Origin of the sequence: Novosphingobium sp. (assembly GCF_036820275.1) — a bacterium.
GTDB lineage: Bacteria > Pseudomonadota > Alphaproteobacteria > Sphingomonadales > Sphingomonadaceae > Novosphingobium.
Map to the genome: position 1 here is coordinate 1 of NZ_DAISLT010000035.1, position 23,107 is coordinate 23,107.

Here is a 23,107-nt window from a genome sequence, read left to right on the forward strand (position 1 = left end):
CGACCGCTTCGACCAGGTGTTCCAGTGCGTTTTCAAGGGCGTGCTGAGCGACTACGGCCAGCAGCCGGTCGAGATACCCGAGGACTGGCTGCGCAAGGTCGCCGAGCGCTATTTTTCACAGGAAGAGATGGAGCAGATCAAGGCTCTCGGCTCCTGGGAGGAGATCATGGAGACGCTGAAGAAGCGTCTGGAAGAGCAGGAAAAACGCCACTCGGGCGGCAATAAGTGGATCGGCACGAACGGCACTTCGCCGTTCGGCCATTCGGGCTACAATCCCGAAGGTATCCGCATCGGCGGCGAAGGCAAGCACGGCCGCGCGATCAAGGTCTGGGAAAAGCGCGAGTTCGCCAATCTCGACAACACCCGCGAACTCGGCACCCGCAACATCAAGGTCGCGCTGCGCCGCTTGCGCCGTTTCGCCCGCGAAGGCGCGGCGGAGGAACTCGATCTAGACGAGACGATCCGCGGCACCGCGAAACAGGGCTGGCTGGACATCCGCATGCGGCCCGAGCGGCACAATGCCGTCAAGGTACTGCTCTTCCTCGACGTCGGCGGCTCGATGGACCCGTACATCGAACTCATGGAAGAGCTGTTCAGCGCCGCCAGCTCCGAATTCAAGAACATGGAGTTCTTCTACTTCCACAACTGCCTCTACGAAGGCGTGTGGAAGGACAACCGCCGCCGCTGGTCGCAGCGCACGCCGACCTGGGACCTGCTTCACAAGTTCGGGCACGACTACAAGGTTATCTTCGTCGGCGACGCCGCGATGAGCCCTTACGAGATCAGCCACCCCGGCGGCTCGGTGGAGCATATGAACGACGAGACCGGCGCAGTCTGGCTCTCCCGCGTGACGCAGACTTATCCGGCCACGGTCTGGCTCAACCCCACGCCAGAGCGGCAATGGGGCTACTCGTCTTCAACCCGCATGGTCCGCGAACTGATGGGCGGGGCGATGTTCCCGCTGACGCTGGACGGTCTCGATGCCGCCATGCGCGAACTGAGCCGCAAGAAGAGCTGACGCTTGTATCGGCACGGAATTTGGGGAATCATTCCGGAGTAACCGATATCGGGAGTGCGACGATGAAGAAGGTTATGCTGATACTGGCGCTCGGCGCGATGTCGATGGCTGCCGCGCCCGCTCCGGAAGCCGGGAAGACCCCTTCCAGAGCAGCCTGCGGTCACACGATCCAACGCGCCAATGCTGCTGCCGGTCATGCCGCGCCGCGCTCCGGCGAAGAGAAGCCCGCGATCATCCGGGCGGTCGACAAGTCGGTTGCCGGTTGCCCGGTTCTGGTCGGCATGAGCGGCCGGATCACAGCCCCTCCCGCCTATGCCGACGGACCGGCGACAGTCTCGCCGGCCCGTTAGCCTGGTTCAGCGGTAGAGCAGCAGGTCGGCGATTTCGGCCTTCCAGGCGGCTTCGTCACGCCCGGCGATCAGATCGAGATCGCCGGGAAGCGCGGCCGCATCGTCAACCCATTCGCGCAAGGCCGGGCCGCCGTTGATGACGTCGATGGCCAGGCGCTCGAACTCATACTCGTAGGGGAAGTCGCGCCAGATCGGATAGTCGGGATAGAGCTGGCGGATCGCCTTGAACGCCAGCGCCTGAAGACGCCACGGCCGGAAGGCATGATGATCGTAGAACTTGCCCTCGGCATGGATCATCAGCCCGCTGCACAGCGTGCCCGCATGCTTGTGGAAGGTCGGTTCGAACCAGCACTCCCGCACGGCGCAGCCCTCCAGCCATTCCGGCGCGATGCGCTGCATCGCCTCCAGCACAGCCTTGGCGTCGATATCGGGCGCGCCGAACAGCACTTCCAGCGGACGGGTGGTGCCGCGCGCTTCCGAAAGCGTCGCGCCCTCGATCATCACGGTCCCGGCATAGGCGCGGGCCATGTTGAGATTGGCGGCATTCGGGCTGGGGTTGATCCAGATGCGGTCCTGCGGCCAGCCGAAGCCGGGGCCTTCCGGCTCCCATCCTTCCATCTCGACCACGCGGTAATCCACATCGAGCCCGAACCGGCGCACGAACCAGTGGCCCATCTCGCCCAGGGTCAGGCCATGACGCATCGGCATCGGCCCCGCGCCCACGAAGCTTTCCTGTCCCGCCAGCAGGATCGTGCCCTCGACGGGGCGGCCCGCCGGGTTCGGGCGATCAAGCACCCAGACCGACTTGCCCTGCTCCGCCGCCGCTTCGAGCAGATAGAGCAGCGTGGTCACGAAGGTATAGATACGGCAGCCAAGGTCCTGGAGGTCGAACAGGAACACGTCCGCGCTCGCCATCATCTCCGCGCTCGGGCGGCGCACTTCACCGTAGAGGCTGTAGACCGGAATGCCGTAAGTCGGATCGAGTTCGTTCTCGGTCTCGACCATGTTGTCCTGCTTGTCGCCCTTCAGCCCGTGCTGCGGACCGAAAGCACTCGTCACATTGACGCCCGCCGCGATCAGCGCGTCGAGCGAATGGACGAGATCCTCGGTGACCGAGGCAGGGTGCGCGACAAGCGCGACGCGCTTTCCTGCCAGAGGTGCGCGCAGTTCAGGGTCCGCCAGCAGGCGATCGATGCCGAATTTCATGCGCCGGTGGGTGCCGCAAGCGCGAGCGCGAAGCAAGCCGGATCGTGGAAGTCCGGCGCATCGGCCGCGTGGGCCAGCGACCAGTAGCTCTTCACCCCGCCCTCTTCCTCAATCACTGCGGTAAACCCGTAATGCAGGGCCGCCTTGGGCAAGCCCGCAGCCGGAATGGCGGCATCGAACACCGCGATATCCGACCCTTTGCGCAGGCCGCATTCCGGCTCACGCGGCATCGGCCGCTCCGCCATGCCTTCACGGCGGCCGGTGAAGTCGTAGACGTTCCAGCGCTCGGAGGGCGAGAAGTTGAATTCGATATAGCCCGCGCTGCCGGGTTCCCGAAGGAACAGTTCGAAGCAGGTGGTCTGCCACAGGTCATTCGCGCGGCCCTTGCCTGCGAATGCCGGAACCACGAGCTTGCCCGCGCCGAGAATGCGCCAGCGCACGCGCAGCCAGTCGCGATCGTGACCGATCACGCGGGTTTCGATGGAACGGATGAGGACGGGAGGATGTGCCGGGTGGCAGGTCAGGTCGGCCATGGCGTCTGCCTAGAGCGCGGAAGCCTCCGATGGCAATCCGGTTTCGCTTCCGGATACGACCGGAGTGCCCGGCAAGGCGACCAACCGCTTCATCTTGCGCGCCTTGCGTGCTAGGCGCCCGGTTTCAAATCCATCCTAGCCAAGAAGCACTGGGCCATCATGACCTACAATTCCTCCCTGCTCCGCCTGCTCGACGAGCGCGGCTACATCCACCAGATGACGGACGCCGAGGGCCTCGACGCTCTCGCCGCCAAGCAGGTCGTGCCCGGCTATATCGGCTTCGACGCGACGGCCCCGTCGCTCCATATCGGCAGCCTGGTGCAGATCATGATGCTGCGCCGTCTCCAGCAGACCGGCCACAAGCCGATCGTGCTGATGGGCGGCGGCACCACGCGGATCGGTGACCCGACCGGCCGCGACGAGAGCCGCAAGATGCTCACGGACGAGGCGATCGAGACCAATATCACGGGCATCTTCTCGATCTTCTCGCGCCTGCTGAAGTTCGGTGACGGCCCGACCGACGCGGTCATGGTCAACAACCAGGACTGGCTCGGCCAGCTGGGCTACATCCAGCTGCTCCAGGAAGTCGGCACCCACTTCACGGTGAACCGCATGATGTCGTTCGATTCGGTGCGCCTGCGCCTCGAACGCGAGCAGCCGATGACCTTCCTCGAATTCAACTACATGATCCTTCAGGGTTACGACTTCCGCCACCTCAACAAGGACAGGCAGGTCCGCCTCCAGATGGGCGGCTCCGACCAGTGGGGCAACATCGTCAACGGCATCGAGCTGACCCGCCGCATGGACGGCAAGGAAGTCTTCGGCCTGACGACCCCGCTGCTCACCACGGCGGACGGCGCCAAGATGGGCAAGTCGGCCGCAGGCGCGGTCTGGCTCAACGAGGACATGCTGCCTTCCTACGATTTCTGGCAGTACTGGCGTAACTGCGACGACCGCGACGTCGGCAAGTTCCTGCGCCTGTTCACCGACCTGCCGCTGGACGAGATCGCCCGCCTTGAAGCGCTCGAAGGCGCCGCGATCAACGACGCCAAGGTCGTGCTCGCCAATGAAGTGACGAAGCTCTGCCGCGGCGAGGATGCCGCCGTCGCTGCCGAAGCGACGGCCAAGGCGACGTTCGCCGGCGGCGGTCTCGGCGAGGACCTGCCGACGCTGGAAGTGTCCGGCGAAGGCGTGCGCCTCGGCGCCGCGCTCACCGAACTCGGCTTCACCGCCTCCAACGGCGAGGCCAAGCGCAAGATCGGCGAAGGCGCGGTCAAGCTGGACGACGTGGCGATGGACGACCCGGCGTTCCTGATCGAAGTCGCCTCCGGCGAAACCCGTAAGCTCAGCCTCGGCAAGAAGAAGCACGCGATCCTCAAGGGGCAATAACCTCTCACCCAGGATAGCCCCGTAAGGGTTTGCCGAAGCAACCCTATCAAAAAGCGCCCCGGTTTTCGCGAACCGGGGCGCTTTGGCGTACGGTAGGCACATCTTGCCGCCCATCTATGCGCAGAAGTGAACGGGTTTACCGTTTCTTTGCCATTTCGGTGCACCGTTCCCGCTCACGGACACAACAGAGGCCATAAAGATGACTGCAGGAGCGCAGCTCACTGTAACCGACAAGCGTCGTGCGGCGCGCCACCCCGTCGATTACCCGGTGATTGCGGAACACCGTCAGCTCGGCGACCTGCATCTGCACATCGTCAACCTCTCCGCCCAGGGTTTCATGTCGCAAGGCGAGCTGCCGCTGGAGCGCGGCGAACGTCTCGTCATGCGCCTGCCGGTGATCGGCCGGATCGAAGCGCATATGATCTGGGCGCACGAAGGCCGTGCAGGCTTCCAGTTCGAGCGGATCATCCGCGTCGACGACTTCCTCAAGCTGGTCGATACGGTTCAGCCAAACCCGCGCTTGCGCCCCCGTCGCTGACGGGGTTTCGGCGAAAAGCGGACGTTAATTTCTCGCAACTTCAATGGCGAACTCCGTTCGTCTCACATACGCCTCAGTCCGTCGCGGTGAAACACTTCAGCATTGATATGTTATATCCTCGCAATTAGCCGGTTGGGCATGACGCTCCCAACCGCCCGAATCGCCTTGCTGGTAACCGCCAGTGCCATCTCCACGACGCTGGCAATGCTGCCCATTACGGCCAACGCCCAGACCGCGACCGCAGTCGCGCCTGCCGACGCGGACGGGCATCCGCAGGAGAGCGGCGCCGACATCATCGTCACCGGCCGCCTCATTTCCGGCAACGCCGATCCCATCTCGGCGCCCGTCGTGCTTTCGGGCGAAGCGCTGACCCGCGATCTCAAGCCGCAGATCGGCGAGATGCTGGCGAGCCTGCCCGGCGTTTCCAGCACCGGCTTCGCCCCCGGCGTCTCGCGTCCGGTCCTGCGCGGCTTCGACGGCCCGCGTGTCCAGGTCCTGCTCGACGGCATCGGCTCGCTTGACGCCTCCTCGGTCTCGGCCGACCACGCAGTTTCGCTCGATACGCTCAATGTCGAGCGCGTCGAAGTGCTCCACGGCCCTCGCGTCCTGCTCTATGCCAGCGATCCGGCGGGCGGTGCGGTCAACGCCGTCGACAAGCGCATTCCCCGCAAGGTTCCCGACAAGGCCTTCACCGTCGATGCGCTCGGTTCGTTCGGAACGGCCGCCAACATGGTCAATGGCGGCGTGGCTACCGACGTGCGCCTCGCCAGCCGCCTCGTCGCCCATTTCGACGCCTCCTACTATCACAGCGACGACCTTCACGTCGGCGGCTACGTCCTTTCGCCTGAGCTGCGCGCACAGACGCTGACGCAGGCGAGCGATCTTGCCGATGCCGGCGATCTCACCGGCGCGGCGACGCTGACCCAGCAGGCGAACAAGCGCGGCAAGATCGCCAACAGCGGCACCGAGGGATGGACTTACGGCGGCGGCCTCGCCTTCATCGACGACGGCGGCGACATCGGCGTCTCGGTCCAGCGCCTCGCGACCGATTACGGCATTCCGCCGCGCCCCTCGGCCGACCCGGAAGCCACCAGCATCTCTCTGCGCCAGACCCGCGTGGACTTGCGCGCCGGACTCAACCTCGAAGGCTTCCTCAAGCGCGTTGAAGTGCGCGGCGCCTATGGCGACTACGAGCATGCCGAAATCGAGGGCGGCGACATCGGCACCCAGTTCCACAACCAGGCGCTGGAAGTCCGCTTGCAGGCCGACCAGGCCCGGCACGGCATCTGGAGCGGCTCCAGCGGCGTCCAGTATTCCTCCTCGCAGCTTCGCATCACCGGTGACGAGAAGCTGCTGCCGAACACCAATACTGATCGTTTCGCGGTCTTCACGCTCCAGCGCCTTGAAGTCGGCCAGTTCGATCTCGAAGGCGCACTGCGCTACGAGAACACCCGGATCGACACGGTCCCCTCGGCTGAACATCGCAACTTCGACCAGTACGCGGCGGTAGCCGGTGCGGCCTGGCATCCGACCGACACGGTTACGCTCTCGGTCAACTATTCGCATGGCGAGCGCGCGCCTTCGGCGGAAGAGCTGTTCGTCGACGGCATGCACGATGCCACCCAGTCCTACGAACGCGGCAATCCCAACTTCAAGGTCGAGCGCAGCGACAGCATCGAGGCCGGAGCGCGCTATAACGGCGGCGACATCGTCGGCTCGGTGACCGTGTTCGGCACCAATTTCGCCAACTTCATCACCGCCGTTCCGACCGGCGAAGTGATCGAGGACTTCCCGGTCTACCAGTACCTCCAAGCCCCTGCCCGCTTCCGTGGCATCGAGGCCGAGGGCGGCGTCACTTTCGCGCATTGGGGCGACAAGTCGCTCAAGGCCGACGGCGGCGTGGACTATACCCACGCCAAGCTGGTGAACATGGGACCGGTCCCCCGCATTCCCCCGCTGCGCGCCCGCGGCGGACTGGAATTCGATGCCGCCTCGTTCAGCCTGCGCGGCGAAGTCGAGTGGAATGCCAAGCAGTCCCGCGTGACCGAGAACGAGAACCCGACCAATGCCTTCACGCTCGTCAACGCCAGCGCCACCTGGCGTCCGTTCGGCGCGCAGGGCCCGCTTTCGCTGATACTGGCGGCGGACAACCTGCTCGACGTGACGGGCCGGCTTGCCGCTTCGGAAACGCGGGACTTCGTTCCCATCGCCGGACGCGACGTGCGCCTGACCGCCCGCTTCACGTACTAAGCCAAAACAGGCTGCGAAAAATTCTCATAAGCAGCATGTCTTGGCAATGCTTTGACATGCTGCCATGCAGCCACCCGTGAGTACGACAGAGACATCAAGCCCTTCCGCAGCGGCCGAGCCAAGCTCGCCGCTGCGCATTGCCGATTACCGCAAGTTCTGGCTCGCCCGTTTCGCGGTAGTCTTCGCCTCGACCGGCATGGTCGTGATCATCGGCTACCAGCTCTACGACGTCGCCCGCAGCGTCTACGGCATGTCGATCACCCAGGCTTCGTTCCAGCTCGGTCTGCTGGGTCTTGCGCAGTTCCTGCCGATCTTCCTGCTGACCCCGGTAGCAGGCGTCATCGCCGACCGCTTCGACCGGCGCAAAGTCGCAGGACTGGCCATGGCCGCCGACGTGCTGGTCGCGATCGGCCTTGCGCTGGTTACGGAACTCGACCTGCGCAGCCTGCCAGTGCTTTACGTCTTCGCGGCGCTCCACGGGATCGCCCGCGTCTTCGTCAGCCCCTCGATGACCGCGATCGCGCCGAACATCGTTCCGGTATCGCTGATCCCGCGCGCCATCGCCTTCAACTCGATCGCGATCGAGGCGGGAACGATCATCGGGCCCGCAGCCTTCGGCTTCCTCTTCGCGCGGCATCACGCCACGCCTTACTGGGTCGCGGCGGTGCTCATGGCGATCGCCGCTTTCAGCATCACCAGCATCCGCAACCTGCCGCCGGTGCCCAAGGACGCACGGCGCGACCATCCGGTCCGCCAGATCGTCGACGGGTTCCACTTCATCTGGCGCGAGCGCTTCCTGCTCGGCAGCATCACGCTCGACCTCTTCGCCGTGCTGCTGGGCGGCGCGACCGCGCTGATGCCCGTCTTCGCGCGTGACATTCTCCATGTCGGCCCTGAAGGTCTCGGACAGATGCGCGCCGCGACCGCCGTCGGCGCCGCCACCGTGGCGATCTGGCTGTCCTTCAAGCCGCTGGCGAAGAACGTCGGCGTGAAGATGCTGCTGTCCGTCGCCGCCTATGGCGCCATGACGGTCGGCTTCGGCCTCTCGCGCAGCTTCGTGATCTCGCTGGGCTTCCTCGCCCTGCTCGGCGCGGCGGACATGATCTCCGTGTTCATCCGGAGTTCTCTGGTCCAGCTGCGCACGCCGGACGACAAGCGCGGGCGCGTCTCCGCGATTTCCGGTCTCGCCATTTCGGCGTCGAACGAACTTGGCGAGATGCAGTCGGGCGTGGCAGCAGCCTTGCTCGGCGCCACCGGGGCTGTTGTCTTCGGCGGCGGCGCTGCCATAGTCATTACCGCAATCTGGGCCTGGAGCTTTCCCGAGATCCGCCGCGCCCGTACCTTCGCACCACGATGGGAGCATGAAACATGAAGGCCGACAGCATCCTCGCCACGATCGGCAATACCCCGCATATCCGCCTTTCGCGCCTGTTCCCCGACCATGAAGTCTGGGTGAAGGCAGAGCGGACCAATCCCGGCGGCTCGATCAAGGACCGCATCGCGCTCGCCATGATCGAGGCGGCCGAGGCGGACGGCACCCTGAAGCCCGGCGGCACGATCATCGAGCCGACCTCGGGCAATACCGGCATCGGCCTGGCCATGGTGGCGGCGGTCAAGGGCTACAAACTCGTCCTCGTCATGCCCGAATCGATGTCGATCGAGCGTCGCCGCCTGATGCTGGCCTATGGCGCCACGTTCGACCTCACCCCGCGTGAAAAGGGCATGAAGGGCTCGATCGAGCGCGCCAAGGAACTGCTGGAAACCATTCCCGGTTCGTGGATGCCGCAGCAGTTCGAGAACCCCGCCAACGTCGCCGTCCACGTCGAGACGACCGCGCAGGAAATCCTCGCCGACTTCGCCGAAACCCCGATCGACGTTCTGATCACCGGCGTCGGCACCGGCGGCCACCTCACCGGCTGCGCCGAGACACTCAAGCAGACCTGGCCCTCGCTCAAGGCCTATGCCGTGGAGCCGACGCTTTCGCCGGTGATCTCGGGCGGCCAGCCCGGTCCGCACCCGATCCAGGGCATCGGCGCCGGTTTCGTTCCCGCCAACCTCCACACCCAGTCGATCGACGGTGCGCTTCAGGTCGATCCGGCCGACGCCAAGGAATGGGCGCGCCGCTGCGCGACCGAGGAAGGCATGCTCGTGGGCATCAGCTCGGGGGCGACGCTTGCCGCCATCGCCGAGAAGCTCAAGGAACTGCCCGAAGGCAGCCGCGTGCTCGGCTTCAACTACGACACCGGCGAGCGCTATCTCTCGGTGCCGGACTTCCTGCCGGAATGACCATGCTCGACACGATTGCCTACAGCCACGCCGGTCAGGAACTGACCGGCCATCTCGCCCGTCCCGAAGGATCGCCGCGCGCCGCGGTGATCCTCTTCCCGACGATCGCCAACTTCAACGCGCCGATGGAGCGCCGCGCCGGGATGCTGGCCGATCTCGGCTATCTGGTGCTGGTCGCGGATTTCTACGGCGAGCCGGTCGCCAGCTTCGAAGCCTCGTTCCCGATGGCCGAGAAGCTGCGGGCCGATAATGGACACTACCGTGCCCGTATCTCCGCCGCCATTGCCGCACTGAAGGCGCTTCCCGAAGCGGCGGGCCTGCCCGTTCTCGGGATCGGCTACTGCATGGGCGGCCAGGCCGTTCTGGAAGCGGCACGCAGCGGCGAGGATCTTGCCGCCGCCGTCAGTTTCCATGGCACGCTGTCGACCGTCGCACCGGCTGAGCCGGGCGCGATCAAGCCGCGTATCCTGGTCTGCCACGGCGATGCCGATCCCCTGGTTCCCCGCGAACAGGTCATCGGTTTCTGGGAAGAAATGGACCGCGCGGGCGCTAACTGGCACTTCCATGCCTACTCGGGCGTGCGGCACGGCTTCACCGATCCGGGCAGCGACGAGCGCGGAATGGCCGCGATCGGATATGATGCAAGCGCCGACCGCCAGAGCTGGGCCGCCCTGCTCGCGTTTTTCGATGAGATCCTGAACGGATGACTTTTCCAAGCCGTGGCCGTCCCGCAAAGGACGGCCACGGTGGTCAAGCCGTCAGCTCAGCAGCCGTCCGACTTGCCGTCGTCCGGATCCCAACCGCCGGGGATGTTACCCCAGCTGATGTTGCCCCAGCTGATGTTACCCCAGCTGGCGCCACCGGGACCGGTGCTGCCCCAGCTGATGTTACCCCAGCTGATATTACCCCAGCTGGCATTCCCCAGACCCGAAAGCGCCGAGAGAATCGACGACGGGATATTGCTGGAGAAGTTGCTGGAGGACGGCGTTATTGCCATGGCCCCCGTCGGAGCTGCGGAGAGCCCCAACGCCACGGCGGCTATCAACGCTTTGTGCTTCATCGATGCTTCCCTTCCATTCATGCGCCCCAGGCACCCGGCAGGGCACCCATCTCCTCACTACCGGCCTGCCTCGAAAACGCGGCAAACCGAAAGCAGACAGAGCCGCCAATCGGTACATGGGGCACGAAGCACCGACCAAAGCCTCCGCCGTTCAACGATTTTTTTCGTAGGACGGGCACGGCCAAGGAAGGCCCTTGCACCCTGTCGAGCCGGATAGTTCCTTCGTCGAAGATCTCTTGCGAGCCGATTGCGATGATCCGTCCGCTCTATCCGCTCAATGGTGCTGGGAGGAAGATGCTGATTCCTTGGTTAATTTTGAAATCAGCACAATAAGTCCATGTTCTCCGGGCAAAGAACCGGGTTCCGTTACTTCGGTTATTCGGCAGCCGGCTAACTGCTTAGTCCAAGACGCGAATCAGGGAATCGCCCGATAACTTCCTGTAAAAACAGCTTCTCGCGCCGGTATGGCAGGCCGGACCTTCAGGACGCACGCGCAGTTCGATCGCGTCCTGATCGCAGTCGACGAGCACTTCCTCGACACGCAGGAAATGGCCCGAAGTCTCTCCCTTCAGCCAGAGCTTGCCGCGCGAGCGCGAGTGGAAATGGGCAAGCCCGGTTTCGCGCGTCTTCTCCAGCGCCTCGGCGTTCATGTAGGCCACCATCAGGATGTCCCGCGTCTGCGAATCGACGGCGATCGCAATGAGAAGACCCTGGGCATCGAATCGCGGAAGGAACGACGTTCCCAGTTCGCGTTCAGCTTTGCTCACTTCGGACATGCCGGAAATTTCTCCGATTAGAATTCATTGGACGCCGTTGTTGCACGATAACCACAGGCGTTGACCAAAATCCTCGTAGCCGCGCAGTCCCTCTTTTCAACCCCGCGGTTTCGTAGGAATGTCTGCATGCAGCTGGGGGTTGCTGCTGATCCATAGGTAGCTGATACAAGCGCCACGGTTCAGGGAACAAGACCGGATACTCTCGGGTGGTCTGGTTTCAGGTTAATGAGGGATCGGGCCAGGCGGCCGACAGGGGGACCGCCGAACTGCAATGCAGGGCTCAACAGTTTCGTCACGAGGACGCCCGGAGCCACAAGTTCCGGGCGTTTTCGTATGCGCTTCGGGCATGCGCGACATGCCCCTCCTTCAGGGCCTGTCCTTCGACACATCGTCCAGAGCTTCGTCGAGCACCCGCGCAAAGCACGCGATGACGACTTTTCGCGCGCCGCCTCGCTTGAGCCTGGACACACAGGCGTCGCTGGTAGCTCCGCTCGTCAGCACATCGTCGACCAGCAGTACCCGCGCCTCTTTCAGCAAGGGTTTGCGGGAAGGACGAACGGCAATGGCACCGGAGAGCACCCGCTTTCGCGCGGCCTTGCCCAGTCCGCCCAACGAAGGCGTCGGCTTGCGCCGCTCCAGCAGGTCGACAGCCAGAACGCCGCCGGTGGAGCGCGCAATTTCCCGCGCCAGTTCCGCCGCCTGGTTGTAGCCGCGCCGCCAGATGCGCCAGCGATGCAGAGGGACGGGAACGACCAGCCATGTCTCGTCCACGAAAGGCAGCTTCGCACCGATCAGCCGGGCCATGAACCGCGCATGCGAAATGCGGTTGCCGTGCTTCAGGGCCAGCACGAGCTTGCGCGAGGCGGGATTGTAGAGCGTGGCGGCGGCAATGCCGTCGTGACGCGGCGGATCGCCCAGACACGGCGCGCAGAGCGCGCCTTCCGGCACCCCCTCCCCGAAAGGGCGCGAACAGGTCGCACAGCACGGCTCACCGGGTATCGCCAGCTCGCTCCAGCAGGTCGGGCAGAGACCGCCATGGCTGCTCAGCCCTGCCCCGCAGAGCGGACAGCGCGGCGGAAAGATCAGATCGACGAGCGGTTCGAGGGCGCGCGCAAGAGTCATCGCCGCAAAGGCTAGCCGCCGCTCTCGCGTGGGCAAGCTACAAGACGTTAACCCGCTTGCAGGAAGAGCGATTGCACGCAGGCTCGCAAAGCGGCAGGGGGGCGGCATGGCCAGCAAAGCTCCCCCCCGCATCTTCTCGCCCGCCCGCCGCCTCGCCGCTCGCCGCCGCGCCCTCGTTGCCCAGCGATTGCCCGATGCGCCGCATTATCTGCACGACGACATGGTGGAGGACGTTCTCGATCGCCTCTCCTTCCTGCGCTTCGAACCCAAACGCGCGCTGGTCGTGGGCGAGTGGACCGGCATCCTCGCCGCGGCCCTCACTGCGCAAGGCGTCGAGGTCACGCAAGTGGAACCGGCGGAAGGATTCGACGAGGAAGCGCCTTACCCGTTCGAAGGCTTCGACCTGATCGCCAGCCTCGGCACGCTCGACACCGTCAACGACCTGCCGGGGGCGCTCGTCCATATCCGCAAGGCCCTGGCGCCGGGCGGGATGATGATCGCCAGCTTCCTTTCCGCCGGAAGCCTGCCGGTCCTGCGCGACGTGATGCTGGCCGCCGATGCCGATCGCCCGGCGGCACGGGTCCATCCGATGGTCGACGTACGCGCGGGCGGACAGCTGCTCCAGCGCACGCTCTTCGCCGATCCGGTGATCGACCAGCGCCCCCTGCAAGTCGGCTTCCGCAGCCTTGAGCGGCTTGTCGGCGACATTCGCGCGCAGGCCATCGGCGGCGTGCTGGCGGATGCCCCGCCGGTGCTGGGCAAGGCGGCCCTGTCGCGGGCAAAGGAGGCCTTTGCGGCTGCGGGAGAAGACGGCCGAACCGTCGAGCGGTTCGAAATCCTGACCCTGTCCGGTTGGAGGAAATAGAAAAAGGCCGGAGGATCTTTCCGGCCTTTTTCGTTTTCAGCGCATTGGGTTTTCAGCTGAGGGCCGCCTGTGCCGCCGCAAGTCGCGCGATCGGCACGCGGAACGGCGATGCCGAAACGTAGTCCAGCCCAATCTTCTCGCAGAACGCGATCGAGGCCGGGTCTCCGCCATGTTCGCCGCAGATGCCGAGCTTGAGCGTGGGGTCGGTCGCGCGTCCACGCTCGGCGCCCATCTGCACGAGTTGGCCGACCCCTTCGACATCGAGACTGACGAACGGATCGCGCGGATAGATCCCCTTCTCGACGTAAGGACTGAGGAAGCGCGCGGCATCGTCGCGGGATACGCCGAGCGTCGTCTGGGTCAGGTCATTGGTCCCGAACGAGAAGAACCTCGCTTCCTGCGCAATCTCGCCGGCCATGAGCGCGGCGCGGGGCAGCTCGATCATCGTGCCGACCATGTAGTCCAGCGTCCGGCCCTGCTCGGCAAAGACCCTTGCGGCTGTCTCGTCGACCAGCTTCTTGAGGATCTGCAACTCGCGCCGCGTGGCGACGAGCGGGATCATCACTTCCGGCACGATGGCTTCACCTGAAGCCGCCGCGACTTCGCAGGCCGCCTCGAAGATGGCACGGGCCTGCATCTCGTAGATTTCGGGGAAGGTGATGCCCAGACGACAACCGCGATGGCCGAGCATCGGGTTGAACTCATGGAGCTCCTCCGCCCGGCGCCGCAGCGTATCGACGCCGATGCCGATGCTTTCCGAAAGATCGGCGAACTCGGCATCCCCGTGCGGGAGGAATTCGTGGAGCGGCGGATCGAGCAGGCGGATCGTGACCGGCAGCCCGGCCATGACCTCGAATATCGCGATGAAGTCCGCCCGCTGCTCCGGCAGCAGCTTGTCCAGCGCCGCGCGGCGTCCCGTCTCGTCCTCGGCCAGGATCATCTGGCGCACGGCCGAGATACGGCCCGCATCGAAGAACATGTGCTCGGTACGGCACAGGCCGATGCCCTCGGCACCGAACTGGCGCGCCATCCGGCAATCGGCCGGGGTCTCGGCATTGGTGCGCACTTTCATGCGGCGGTGCCGGTCCGCCCAGACCATCAGCGTGCCGAAGTCGCCGGCCAGTTCCGGCTCGATGGTCGGCACTTCACCGGCCATGATCTCGCCGGTCGAACCGTCGAGCGTGATGACGTCGCCTTCGCGAAACTCGCGGCGGCCCATGCGCAGGCTGCGGGTCTTCATGTCGATGGACAGGCCCGAGGCACCCGACACGCAAGGGCGCCCCATGCCGCGCGCCACGACCGCCGCGTGGCTGGTCATGCCGCCTCGCGCCGTCAGGATGCCGCGCGCGGCGTGCATGCCGTGAATGTCCTCCGGCGAAGTCTCTACGCGCACGAGGATCACCGCATCGCCGCGCTCCGCCCGCTTCTCCGCGGTATCGGCATCGAGCACGATCGCCCCCGAAGCGGCTCCCGGCGAGGCGGGCAGCCCCTTGCCGAGAATGTCGCGCGGTGCCTTGGGGTCGAGCGTCGGATGCAGCAATTGGTCGAGCGCCATCGGATCGACACGGCGGATCGCGGTGGCCTCGTCGATCAGGCCCTCTTCGACCATGTCGACTGCCATCTTGAGCGCGGCCTTGGCGGTACGCTTGCCGGATCGGGTCTGGAGCATCCAGAGCTTGCCGCGTTCGACGGTGAATTCGATGTCCTGCATGTCGCGGTAGTGCTGTTCGAGCAGTTCGAATACTGCGGCCAGCTCGCCGTAAGCCGCGGGCATCGCCTCTTCCATCGACAGCGGCCTGGCTCCGGCCCGCTCGCGAGCGGCCCTCGTGAGATATTGCGGGGTGCGGATACCGGCGACGACATCCTCGCCCTGGGCATTGACCAGCCATTCGCCGTAATAGGCCTTCTCGCCCGTCGCCGGATCGCGGGTGAAGGCGACCCCGGTGGCCGAGGTATCGCCCATATTGCCGAAGACCATGGCCTGAACATTGACGGCCGTGCCCCAGTCGCCCGGAATGTCGTTGAGGCGACGATAGACCTTGGCGCGGTCGGAATCCCAGGAATCGAACACCGCGCGGATCGCGCCCCAGAGCTGCTCCTGCACGTCCTGCGGGAACGGGCGGCCGAGTTCCTGCTCGACGATACCCTTGTACTCCCGGACAATCGCCTGCCAGTCCGACGCCGCCAGTTCGACGTCGTTCATGTAGCCATTGTCTTCCTTGACGATCTCCAGCGCTTCCTCGAAGCGGCCATGATCGAGGCCGAGAACGACGTCGGAATACATCTGGATGAAGCGGCGGTAGCTGTCCCAGGCGAAACGCGCGTCGCCGGAAACCTCGCTGAGGCCCTCGACGGTCGCGTCGTTGAGGCCGAGATTGAGCACGGTGTCCATCATGCCCGGCATCGAGACCCGTGCCCCCGAACGGACCGAGACCAGCAACGGATCGCCCGGATCGCCGAAGCGCTTGCCGACAGTCTCCTCAATATGGGTCAGTGCCTGCGCCACGTCGGATCGCAGATCGTCCGAGAAGTCCCCGCCCTCGGCGAGATACTTCACGCATTCCTCGGTGGTGATCGTGAAGCCCGGCGGCACCGGCAGGCCGATCCCGGCCATTTCCGCAAGGTTCGCACCCTTGCCGCCGACGATGACCTTGTCACGGGCGCGCACGTCCTCGCGCGTCGCCTTGTCGTTCCCGGCATTGCCGCCGAACGTATAGACCTGCCTGCTCATCGATCCCCGGCTTCCCTTCCTGTTTTACAACATTCCGCGAAGCCGGGGGAGATCGGTCAGCCCTCGATCCGCGAGAAGTCGGCCACCTTGTGGACTGCCGCGCGGAAGCGATCAAGCAGGGCAAGGCGCGCCTGGCGCTTGAGCGGATCGGCATCGTTGACGGTAACGTGCTCGAAGAACGCGTCGATCGGCGCGCGAAGCGAGGCCAGCGCGGTCATGGCTGCCGCGAAGTCCTCCGCCGAAACGGCCCGCGCCACTTCGGTTTCCGCAGCCGAAACGGCATCGATCAGGGCCAGTTCAGCAGGCTCGGCCTGATAGGCGGGCGCCTGCTCGCTGGCGTGGCGATGGGCCATCTTCGCAGCGATCACTTCGGCGAGATCGGGGTCCTCGACACCGGCCAGCGGGTCTTCCTCGCCGGTACGCGAAATCTCGCCCTCGACGCCGTGCCAGTCTTCCTTCTTGAGGATATTGGCCGCGCGCTTGTAACCCGCGAGCAGGTTCACGCCGTCGTCGGTCGAAACGAATGCCTGGAGCGCATGGACGCGGGCGAGCAGGCGAACGAGATCGTCCTCCCCGCCGAGCGCGAAGACCGCATCGATCAGATCGTGACGGACACCGGCTTCCTTCTGCTGGACCTTGAGGCGATCCGCGAAGAAGTCGAGCAAGTCGCCTTCCGCCGCACCGAAGCGCAAGCCGTTATCGGTGATGAGACGGATGATGCCAAGCGCCGCGCGGCGCAGGGCAAACGGGTCTTTCGAGCCGGTCGGCTTTTCATCAATCGCGAAGAAGCTGCGGAGCGTGTCCAGCTTGTCCGCCAGCGCCAACGCCAAAGTCACCGGCGCGGTGGGGACTTCGTCGCCCTGCCCGACCGGCTTGTAGTGATCGCGAATGGCATCGGCCACGGCGTCCGGCAGGCCTTCGGCGCGGGCGTAATAACCACCCATAAGCCCCTGAAGTTCAGGGAACTCTCCGACCATCTCGGTGACGAGATCGGCCTTGCAGAGTTCCGCCGCCTGACGCGCGAGCACGGGGTCGCAGTTCGGCACCACGCCTTCGCTGGCCAGCCATTCGGCCAGCTTTGCCACGCGCTCGACCTTGTCGGCGACAGTGCCCAGCTTTTCGTGGAAGGTGATGCGCGCCAACTTCTCGGCGTGAACCGAAAGCGGCGTCTTGCGGTCCTGCTGCCAAAAGAAGCGGGCGTCCGAAAGGCGGGCGGCCAGAACTTTGCGGTTGCCGTCGACGATCGCCGCACCATGATCGGTCGCAACGATATTTGCCGTACAAATGAAGGCGTTGGCAAGAGAACCTGCCGCGTCTTCGCAGACGAAATACTTCTGGTTCACGCGCGCGGTCAGCTGGATCGTCTCGGGCGGAACTTCCAGGAAGTCTTCCTCGAAGCGGCCGAGCAGCGGCACCGGCCATTCGGTGAGGCCCGCGTTCTCGATCACCAGGCCTTCGTCCTCCACCAGCACGAGACCGGCAGCCGTGGCCGCGTCGCGCGCCTTGGTGCGCACGATGTCCTGGCGTTCCTCGTGGTTCACGAGAACGTGGGCGAGGTGCAGCTTGTCGGCATAGTCATGCGCGCCGCCGATGGTGATCTCGCCGGGTGCGTGGAAACGGTGGCCGAGGGTCACGTAGGACGAGCGGATGCCACCCACTTCGCATTCGACCAGATCCTCGCCGAGGATCGCGACGATGCCCGAGAGCGGGCGCACCCAGCGCAGCGATTCCGTCGAGATCGAGGCGGTGCCCCAGCGCTGCGACTTGGGCCAGGGGAAGTTGCGGATGATCGCGGGGATCACTTCGCCCAGCACTTCGGCCACGGCGCGGCCCGGCTTCTCGACGACGGCAAAGTACGTGTCCTTGCCCTTGAGATCGCGGATTTCGAGCTGATCCTTGGTGAGACCCGTCTTGCGCAGGAAGCCTTCGAGCGCCTGCTCCGGCGCGCTGGTGGCCGGGCCCTTGGTCTCCTCATGCACCGCTTCGGTGGCGAGCGGAAGGCCGCGTGCGATCAGCGCGAGGCGGCGCGGGGTCGACCACACGGTGACTTCGCCCACCGCGACACCGGCAGCGGCCATGTCCTTGCGGAACAGCTTTTCCAGATCGGCACGGGCACCGGCCTGCATGCGGGCCGGGATTTCCTGCGAGCGCAGTTCGAGAAGGAAGTCGGTCATACGGTCCACCCCGGGAACTTGGCTTCCCATTCGGTCTTGTTCTTCTCGATCCAGGCCTCGCACGATCCCTTGGCGAGATCGCGGACGCGGCCGATGTAACTGGCGCGCTCCTGCACGGAGATCACGCCCCGTGCCTGAAGCAGGTTGAAGAGATGGCTGGCCTCGATCGCCTGGTCATAGGCGGCGAGCGGGATTTCCGCCTCGATGCAGCGCATGCATTCGGCCTCGGCGGCCTTGAAGCCCGCGAAGAGCGCCTCGGTATCGGCGATCTCGAAGTTGTACTTCGACATCTGCTGCTCGTTGGCGAGGAACACGTCGCCGTAGCTCACGCCTTCGTTGTTGAACCGCAGGTCGTAGACGCGGTCGACGCCCTGGATGTACATCGCGAGGCGTTCGAGACCGTAAGTCAGCTCACCGGCGACCGGCTTGCAGTCGAACCCGCCGACCTGCTGGAAGTAAGTGAACTGCGTCACTTCCATGCCGTCGCACCAGACTTCCCAGCCCAGGCCCCAGGCGCCGAGCGTCGGGCTTTCCCAGTCGTCTTCCACGAAGCGAATGTCGTGCGCCAGCGGGTCCACGCCGATCGCGGCGAGGCTGGCGAGGTAGAGTTCCTGAAGGTTGTCCGGGTTCGGCTTCAGGATCACCTGATACTGGTAGTAGTGCTGGAGGCGGTTCGGGTTCTCGCCATAGCGGCCGTCGGTGGGGCGGCGCGAAGGCTGGACATAGGCGGCCTTCCACGGCTCCGGGCCGAGCGCGCGCAGCGTCGTGGCCGGATGGAAGGTCCCTGCCCCCATGCGCATGTCATAAGGCTGAAGAATGAGGCAGCCCTGCGCGCTCCAGAAATTGTGGAGCGTCAGGATCATGTCCTGGAAACTGAGCGGCTGCTGCGCTGCGGTCGACATCGAAATCCCGTCAAAACTCTTGGCTTCGCGGCCTTTGGCGGATCGAACCCGGCAAATCAACCGCGCAGACACCAGTTAAATCCAAGGCCACGCTACCCCAAACCCGCGCCTGCGGCTATCTCCCGGCCGAATGACGCTGTTAAGCTGCGCGTTTGCTTCTTTCCTTCCAAGGAAACCCGATGATCTTTTCCCGCATGCCCCGGACCCGCAGGCGCCTCCGCCTCCTCGCCCTCGCCCCGCTGTTCCTGTTCGCGCCGCCGGTACTGGCTCAAGAGGCGCAGACCGCCGTCGCCGAACCGCGCGCCGAGGCCGTCGTTCCGGCGCGCCCCGCGCTCTGGAAGATCGCCGACAAGGACACCACGATCTATCTTTTCGGCACGATCCATATCCTGCCCGAAAATGCCGACTGGTTTCACGGCCCGGTGCAACAGGCCTTCGAATCCGCGAACCTGCTGGTGACGGAAACCATGCTCGATTCGCCGGAGACGCTTCAGAAAGTCTTCATGGACAAGGGCATGCGCCATGACGGTACGACGCTGCGCGAAAGCCTGAGCGCCCCGGAGCGGGACAATCTTGAAAAAGCGCTTTTAAAACTGGGACTTCCAGCGGAATCCTTCGACAAGTTCCAGCCCTGGTACGCCGGTCTGGTGCTGTCGCTGCTACCGCTGAAGGCGGCAGGCTACGAGCAGGCCAACGGGATCGAAACCCAGATCGAGACCAAGGCCGCCGCCAGCAAGGTCGCGCGCCATCCGCTCGAAACCGCGGACTATCAGATCGGCCTCTTCGCCGGCCTGCCCGAGAAGAGCCAACGCAGTTATCTCAAAGAGGTACTGGAACAACTTCCCACCTTGCGTGAGGATATCGCCAAGCTTGTCGAGGCCTGGAAGGCCGGACAGGCCGAGGAACTGGCCAAGCTGCTCAACGAGGACGAGTCGGACGAAGTGATGCGCAAGACGCTCATCACCAACCGCAACAAGGCCTGGGCCAAGTGGCTCAAGGCGCGGATGGCCGAGCCGGGGGTCGTTTTCGTGGCCGTGGGCGCCGGCCATCTCGCCGGACGCGGAAGCGTTCAGGACGAACTGGCCAAGGCCGGGATCCGATCGGTCCGGGTGCAATAGGCCAATGCGCAAGCTCCTTCCGAGACTGGCCCTGCTGGGCGCCGCACTCACCCTCTTCGCCTGCAGCCCGAGCCCGGAAGCGGCGAGACCCGCGCTCTGGCACGTCGAAAGCCCGGACGGCGAGACGGCATGGCTCTTCGGCACGATCCATAGCGCCAAGGCACCTTTGCTCTGGCAGACCGGAAAAGTCCGGCAGGCCCTCGATGATTCCCATGAAATCATGGTTGAAGTCGGCAATCTTGCGGATGAAAATGAAGTTGCCGCCACTTTCGCCCGCCTCGCCCGGAACGAGGGGCAGCCGCCGCTCTCCCAGCGGATAGCGCCTGCCGAGCGGCCTGCCCTCGAAACCCTGCTGAAAAAGGGCGGCTATGGCGATGGCGACTTCGCGGCGATGGATACCTGGGCCGCAGCCCTCACCGTCGCGCAGGCCGGTGCGAACAAGGACGAGGCCCGCAACGGCGTGGACCGGGGCGTGATCGCCGCCGCCGGCAAGCGCCCGGTCGTCGAACTGGAAGGCGCCGCGAAACAGCTTGGCCTGTTCGACAGCCTGCCCGAACGCGAGCAGCGCGATCTGCTCTCCGCGGTCGTGGCGGAGGCGGATCGTTCCGATGCCGATCTCGCGGCAAGCTGGCGAAAGGGCGACATGGCGACGATCGAGCAGGAAACCCGCAAAGGACTGCTGGCCGATCCCGAACTGCGCGCAGTGCTGTTCGTGGGCCGCAATCGCGACTGGACCGCCCGGATCGCCCAGGCCATCGACGGCGGCAAGCGGCCTTTCGTAGCGGTCGGTGCCGCGCATATGGCAGGGCCGGAAGGCCTTCCGGCGATGCTGGCGCAGAAAGGCTACACGGTCACGCGGATCCAATAGTCGCCGGATACTTGCCTTTTCGCGCATTCCGCATTAAGGGCGCGCGCTTCCCGTCATGGTCATCCCTGGAGGCGTGACGGGGCGGTGCAGGCCGACACGCGGTCCGTATCCGACATTTATCCAGTTTTGAAAGGCAAGTCCCCATGAGCGATACGCTTAACCTGCCGGCCGAGACGCGTGATCGGGCTGGCAAGGGAGCCTCCCGTGCACTGCGTCGCGATGGCCGCGTCCCCGCCGTTGTCTATGGCGGCAACGAAGAACCCCTCGCGATCCACGTCGAGGAAAAGGAGCTGGCCCGCCAGCTCGGAACCGGCCACTTCTTCAACTCGATCATCGAAGTCGAAGTCGGCGGCAAGAAGTTCCGGACGCAGCCGAAGGACGTTGCCTTCCACCCCGTCACCGATCGTCCGCTCCACGCTGACTTCCTGCGCATCGTCAAGGGCGCGACCGTGCACGTCAACGTGCCGGTGGTCTTCGCCAACGAAGACGCCTCGCCGGGCCTGAAGCGCGGCGGCGTTCTGAACGTCGTTCGCCACGAGCTCGAACTCGTCTGCGACGCCGAGAAGATCCCGCACGAAATCGTCATCGACGTGACCGGTTTCGACGTGGGCGAATCGATCCACATCCACCACGTGAAGCTTCCGGCCGGTGTCGAGAGCGCGATCAACGACCGTGACTTCACGATCGCCACGATCGCCGCCCCCTCGGCTCTGAAGAGCTCGGAAGGCGACACGGCGAAGGAAGGCGAAGGCGAGTAATTTCGCCCGAAGCCATCTTCGGATAAACGAACGGCCCTTCCCGCCCCGGCCAGACCGGCGAGCAGGAAGGGCCGTTTCGCGTTCAAGTTACAGGATCTCTCGACATGCAGCTGTGGGTCGGCCTCGGCAATCCCGGTACTCAATATGTGCTGAACCGCCACAATGTCGGCTTCATGGCGATCGATGCGATCGCGGAAGTCCACGGCTTCGGGCCGGTGCAGAAGAAGTTCCAGGGCTGGCTCCAGGAAGGCCGCATCGGCACGCAGAAGATCCTGCTGCTGAAGCCTGCGACCTTCATGAACGAGAGCGGCCGCGCCGTCGGCGAAGCCATGCGCTTCTACAAGCTGGCGTTGTCCGACCTCACGGTATTCCATGACGAGCTCGACCTTGCCCCCTTCAAGGTCAAGATCAAGCAGGGCGGCGGCCATGCCGGGCACAACGGCCTGCGCTCGATCGACCAGCACCTCGGCCCCGATTTCCGCCGCGTGCGGCTCGGCATAGGCCATCCCGGCCACAAGGACCGCGTGCACGGCTATGTGCTGGGGAACTATGCCAAGGCCGACATGGACCCGCTCGCCGACATGCTGGGCGCGGTCGCCGGAGAAGCCGACCGCCTCTCTGCCGGCGACGACGTCCGCTTCATGAACGATGTGGCCCTTCGTCAGCAGGACTGATCGTTCGAGTTAGCTACCTTTCCAGCACAATTAGCGTCGGGTTAGCTTACACATTGCACGGCTCGGCAAGAGCGTTAACCAGCATAACCCGCAGGAAACCGTATCTGGCACGGCATTTGCTTTTCTTCTCGTGAACCCATTCGGGCAACAAGGGGAATACGAATGATCCGCAGCACCATGCTCGCCCTGGCGCTTACCGCCGGCAGCGCCATCGCTTTCGTCTCGCCGGCCGAAGCGACTTACGGCGGCGGCCACAAGCACTCCTGCGGCTGCGGCCACTCGCAGGGCAAGAAGCTCTGCGGCTCCAGCAGCTCGTCGAGCAGCAGTTCCTCTTCGTCCTCGTCCTCCTCCGGCGGCTCCACGACCTCGGGTGGCACCACCTCCACCTCGGGCGGGACGACTTCGACCTCCGGCGGCACAACCACTTCAGGTGGCACTTCGGGTGGCACTTCGGGCGGTTCCAGCTCGGGCGGCACCGCCGTTCCCGAA

The 23,107-nt window shown here is 65.0% G+C and carries 22 protein-coding genes; 14 read left to right on the forward strand and 8 right to left on the reverse strand.

What is annotated here, in order from left to right; all coding sequences use genetic code 11:
- Both V7066_RS21560 and V7066_RS21565 read left to right on the forward strand, forming a co-directional pair.
- Positions 1 to 1,018: vWA domain-containing protein (locus tag V7066_RS21560; protein WP_334185041.1), on the forward strand; the 1,018-nt coding region annotated here is incomplete at its 5' end.
- Between the two features lie 62 nt (positions 1,019 to 1,080).
- Entirely contained in the window at positions 1,081 to 1,368 is a 288-nt protein-coding gene (locus V7066_RS21565) for a hypothetical protein (protein ID WP_334185042.1), read from the forward strand.
- A gap of 6 nt (positions 1,369 to 1,374) precedes the next feature.
- Here V7066_RS21565 and V7066_RS21570 read toward each other — a convergent pair whose 3' ends face one another.
- Both V7066_RS21570 and V7066_RS21575 read right to left on the reverse strand, forming a co-directional pair.
- A complete protein-coding gene (locus V7066_RS21570; RefSeq protein WP_334185043.1) occupies positions 1,375 to 2,574 on the reverse strand; it encodes an exo-beta-N-acetylmuramidase NamZ family protein in 1,200 nt (399 codons plus the stop codon).
- Positions 2,571 to 3,107 carry a DOMON-like domain-containing protein gene (locus tag V7066_RS21575; RefSeq protein ID WP_334185044.1) on the reverse strand — a complete coding sequence of 179 codons (537 nt, stop codon included), beginning with the start codon at positions 3,105 to 3,107 and terminating at the stop codon, positions 2,571 to 2,573. Before V7066_RS21575 ends, V7066_RS21570 begins: the two co-directional genes overlap by 4 nt.
- A 159-nt stretch (positions 3,108 to 3,266) precedes the next feature.
- Here V7066_RS21575 and tyrS point away from each other — a divergent pair, with 159 nt between their 5' ends.
- From tyrS to V7066_RS21605, 6 genes are all read left to right on the forward strand, one after another.
- On the forward strand, positions 3,267 to 4,496 hold the full coding sequence (tyrS, locus tag V7066_RS21580; RefSeq protein ID WP_334185045.1) for a tyrosine--tRNA ligase: 1,230 nt from the start codon (positions 3,267 to 3,269) through the stop codon (positions 4,494 to 4,496).
- Positions 4,497 to 4,695: 199 nt separating this feature from the next.
- Positions 4,696 to 5,034 carry a PilZ domain-containing protein gene (locus tag V7066_RS21585; protein ID WP_334185046.1) on the forward strand — a complete coding sequence of 113 codons (339 nt, stop codon included), beginning with the start codon at positions 4,696 to 4,698 and terminating at the stop codon, positions 5,032 to 5,034.
- A 138-nt stretch (positions 5,035 to 5,172) separates the two neighbouring features.
- Positions 5,173 to 7,284: a TonB-dependent receptor gene (locus V7066_RS21590; protein ID WP_334185047.1), complete on the forward strand. Its 2,112-nt coding sequence runs from the start codon at positions 5,173 to 5,175 to the stop codon at positions 7,282 to 7,284.
- A gap of 64 nt (positions 7,285 to 7,348) precedes the next feature.
- On the forward strand, positions 7,349 to 8,656 hold the full coding sequence (locus tag V7066_RS21595; protein WP_442947360.1) for an MFS transporter: 1,308 nt from the start codon (positions 7,349 to 7,351) through the stop codon (positions 8,654 to 8,656).
- Positions 8,653 to 9,570, forward strand: a complete 918-nt coding sequence (cysK, locus tag V7066_RS21600) for a cysteine synthase A (RefSeq protein WP_334185049.1) — start codon at positions 8,653 to 8,655, stop codon at positions 9,568 to 9,570. The genes V7066_RS21595 and cysK overlap by 4 nt, the downstream gene beginning before the upstream one ends.
- Complete coding sequence (locus V7066_RS21605; RefSeq protein ID WP_334185050.1) at positions 9,567 to 10,277, forward strand: dienelactone hydrolase family protein; 711 nt, start codon at positions 9,567 to 9,569, stop codon at positions 10,275 to 10,277. The genes cysK and V7066_RS21605 overlap by 4 nt, the downstream gene beginning before the upstream one ends.
- Before the next feature lie 56 nt (positions 10,278 to 10,333).
- On the opposite strand, the gene V7066_RS21610 is transcribed toward V7066_RS21605, so the two are convergent.
- From V7066_RS21610 to V7066_RS21620, 3 genes are all read right to left on the reverse strand, one after another.
- Positions 10,334 to 10,630: a hypothetical protein gene (locus V7066_RS21610; RefSeq protein WP_334185051.1), complete on the reverse strand. Its 297-nt coding sequence runs from the start codon at positions 10,628 to 10,630 to the stop codon at positions 10,334 to 10,336.
- 398 nt (positions 10,631 to 11,028) lie between these two features.
- Positions 11,029 to 11,406 carry a phosphoribosyl-AMP cyclohydrolase gene (gene hisI / locus V7066_RS21615; protein WP_334185052.1) on the reverse strand — a complete coding sequence of 126 codons (378 nt, stop codon included), beginning with the start codon at positions 11,404 to 11,406 and terminating at the stop codon, positions 11,029 to 11,031.
- Positions 11,407 to 11,772: 366 nt separating this feature from the next.
- Positions 11,773 to 12,528, reverse strand: coding sequence for a ComF family protein (locus V7066_RS21620; RefSeq protein ID WP_334185053.1), 756 nt, complete (start codon positions 12,526 to 12,528; stop codon positions 11,773 to 11,775).
- Positions 12,529 to 12,634: 106 nt separating this feature from the next.
- Between V7066_RS21620 and V7066_RS21625 the strand changes: the two genes are divergently transcribed.
- Positions 12,635 to 13,393: a class I SAM-dependent methyltransferase gene (locus V7066_RS21625; RefSeq protein ID WP_334185054.1), complete on the forward strand. Its 759-nt coding sequence runs from the start codon at positions 12,635 to 12,637 to the stop codon at positions 13,391 to 13,393.
- Positions 13,394 to 13,445: 52 nt separating this feature from the next.
- Here V7066_RS21625 and ppdK read toward each other — a convergent pair whose 3' ends face one another.
- From ppdK to V7066_RS21640, 3 genes are read right to left on the reverse strand one after another with little or no spacing between them, the layout of a single operon-like run.
- On the reverse strand, positions 13,446 to 16,124 hold the full coding sequence (gene ppdK, locus V7066_RS21630; protein WP_334185055.1) for a pyruvate, phosphate dikinase: 2,679 nt from the start codon (positions 16,122 to 16,124) through the stop codon (positions 13,446 to 13,448).
- Between the two features lie 56 nt (positions 16,125 to 16,180).
- Positions 16,181 to 18,298 (reverse strand): glycine--tRNA ligase subunit beta, encoded by a 2,118-nt coding sequence (gene glyS, locus V7066_RS21635; protein ID WP_334185056.1) that lies wholly within the window; start codon positions 18,296 to 18,298, stop codon positions 16,181 to 16,183.
- The gene (locus tag V7066_RS21640; protein WP_334185057.1) at positions 18,295 to 19,200 is read right to left on the reverse strand and encodes a glycine--tRNA ligase subunit alpha; all 906 of its coding nucleotides are present in this window, start codon (positions 19,198 to 19,200) and stop codon (positions 18,295 to 18,297) included. The genes glyS and V7066_RS21640 overlap by 4 nt, the downstream gene beginning before the upstream one ends.
- 179 nt (positions 19,201 to 19,379) lie before the next feature.
- On the opposite strand from V7066_RS21640, the gene V7066_RS21645 reads away from it, so the two are divergent.
- The 5 genes from V7066_RS21645 to V7066_RS21665 all read left to right on the forward strand — a co-directional run.
- Entirely contained in the window at positions 19,380 to 20,318 is a 939-nt protein-coding gene (locus V7066_RS21645; protein WP_334185058.1) for a TraB/GumN family protein, read from the forward strand.
- Between the two features lie 4 nt (positions 20,319 to 20,322).
- A complete protein-coding gene (locus V7066_RS21650; RefSeq protein WP_334185059.1) occupies positions 20,323 to 21,186 on the forward strand; it encodes a TraB/GumN family protein in 864 nt (287 codons plus the stop codon).
- 143 nt (positions 21,187 to 21,329) lie between these two features.
- Complete coding sequence (locus V7066_RS21655) at positions 21,330 to 21,944, forward strand: 50S ribosomal protein L25/general stress protein Ctc (RefSeq protein WP_334185060.1); 615 nt, start codon at positions 21,330 to 21,332, stop codon at positions 21,942 to 21,944.
- Between the two features lie 104 nt (positions 21,945 to 22,048).
- Entirely contained in the window at positions 22,049 to 22,618 is a 570-nt protein-coding gene (gene pth / locus V7066_RS21660; RefSeq protein WP_334185061.1) for an aminoacyl-tRNA hydrolase, read from the forward strand.
- 162 nt (positions 22,619 to 22,780) lie between these two features.
- A partial coding sequence (locus tag V7066_RS21665) for a PEP-CTERM sorting domain-containing protein (RefSeq protein ID WP_334185062.1) occupies positions 22,781 to 23,107 on the forward strand: 327 nt, incomplete at its 3' end.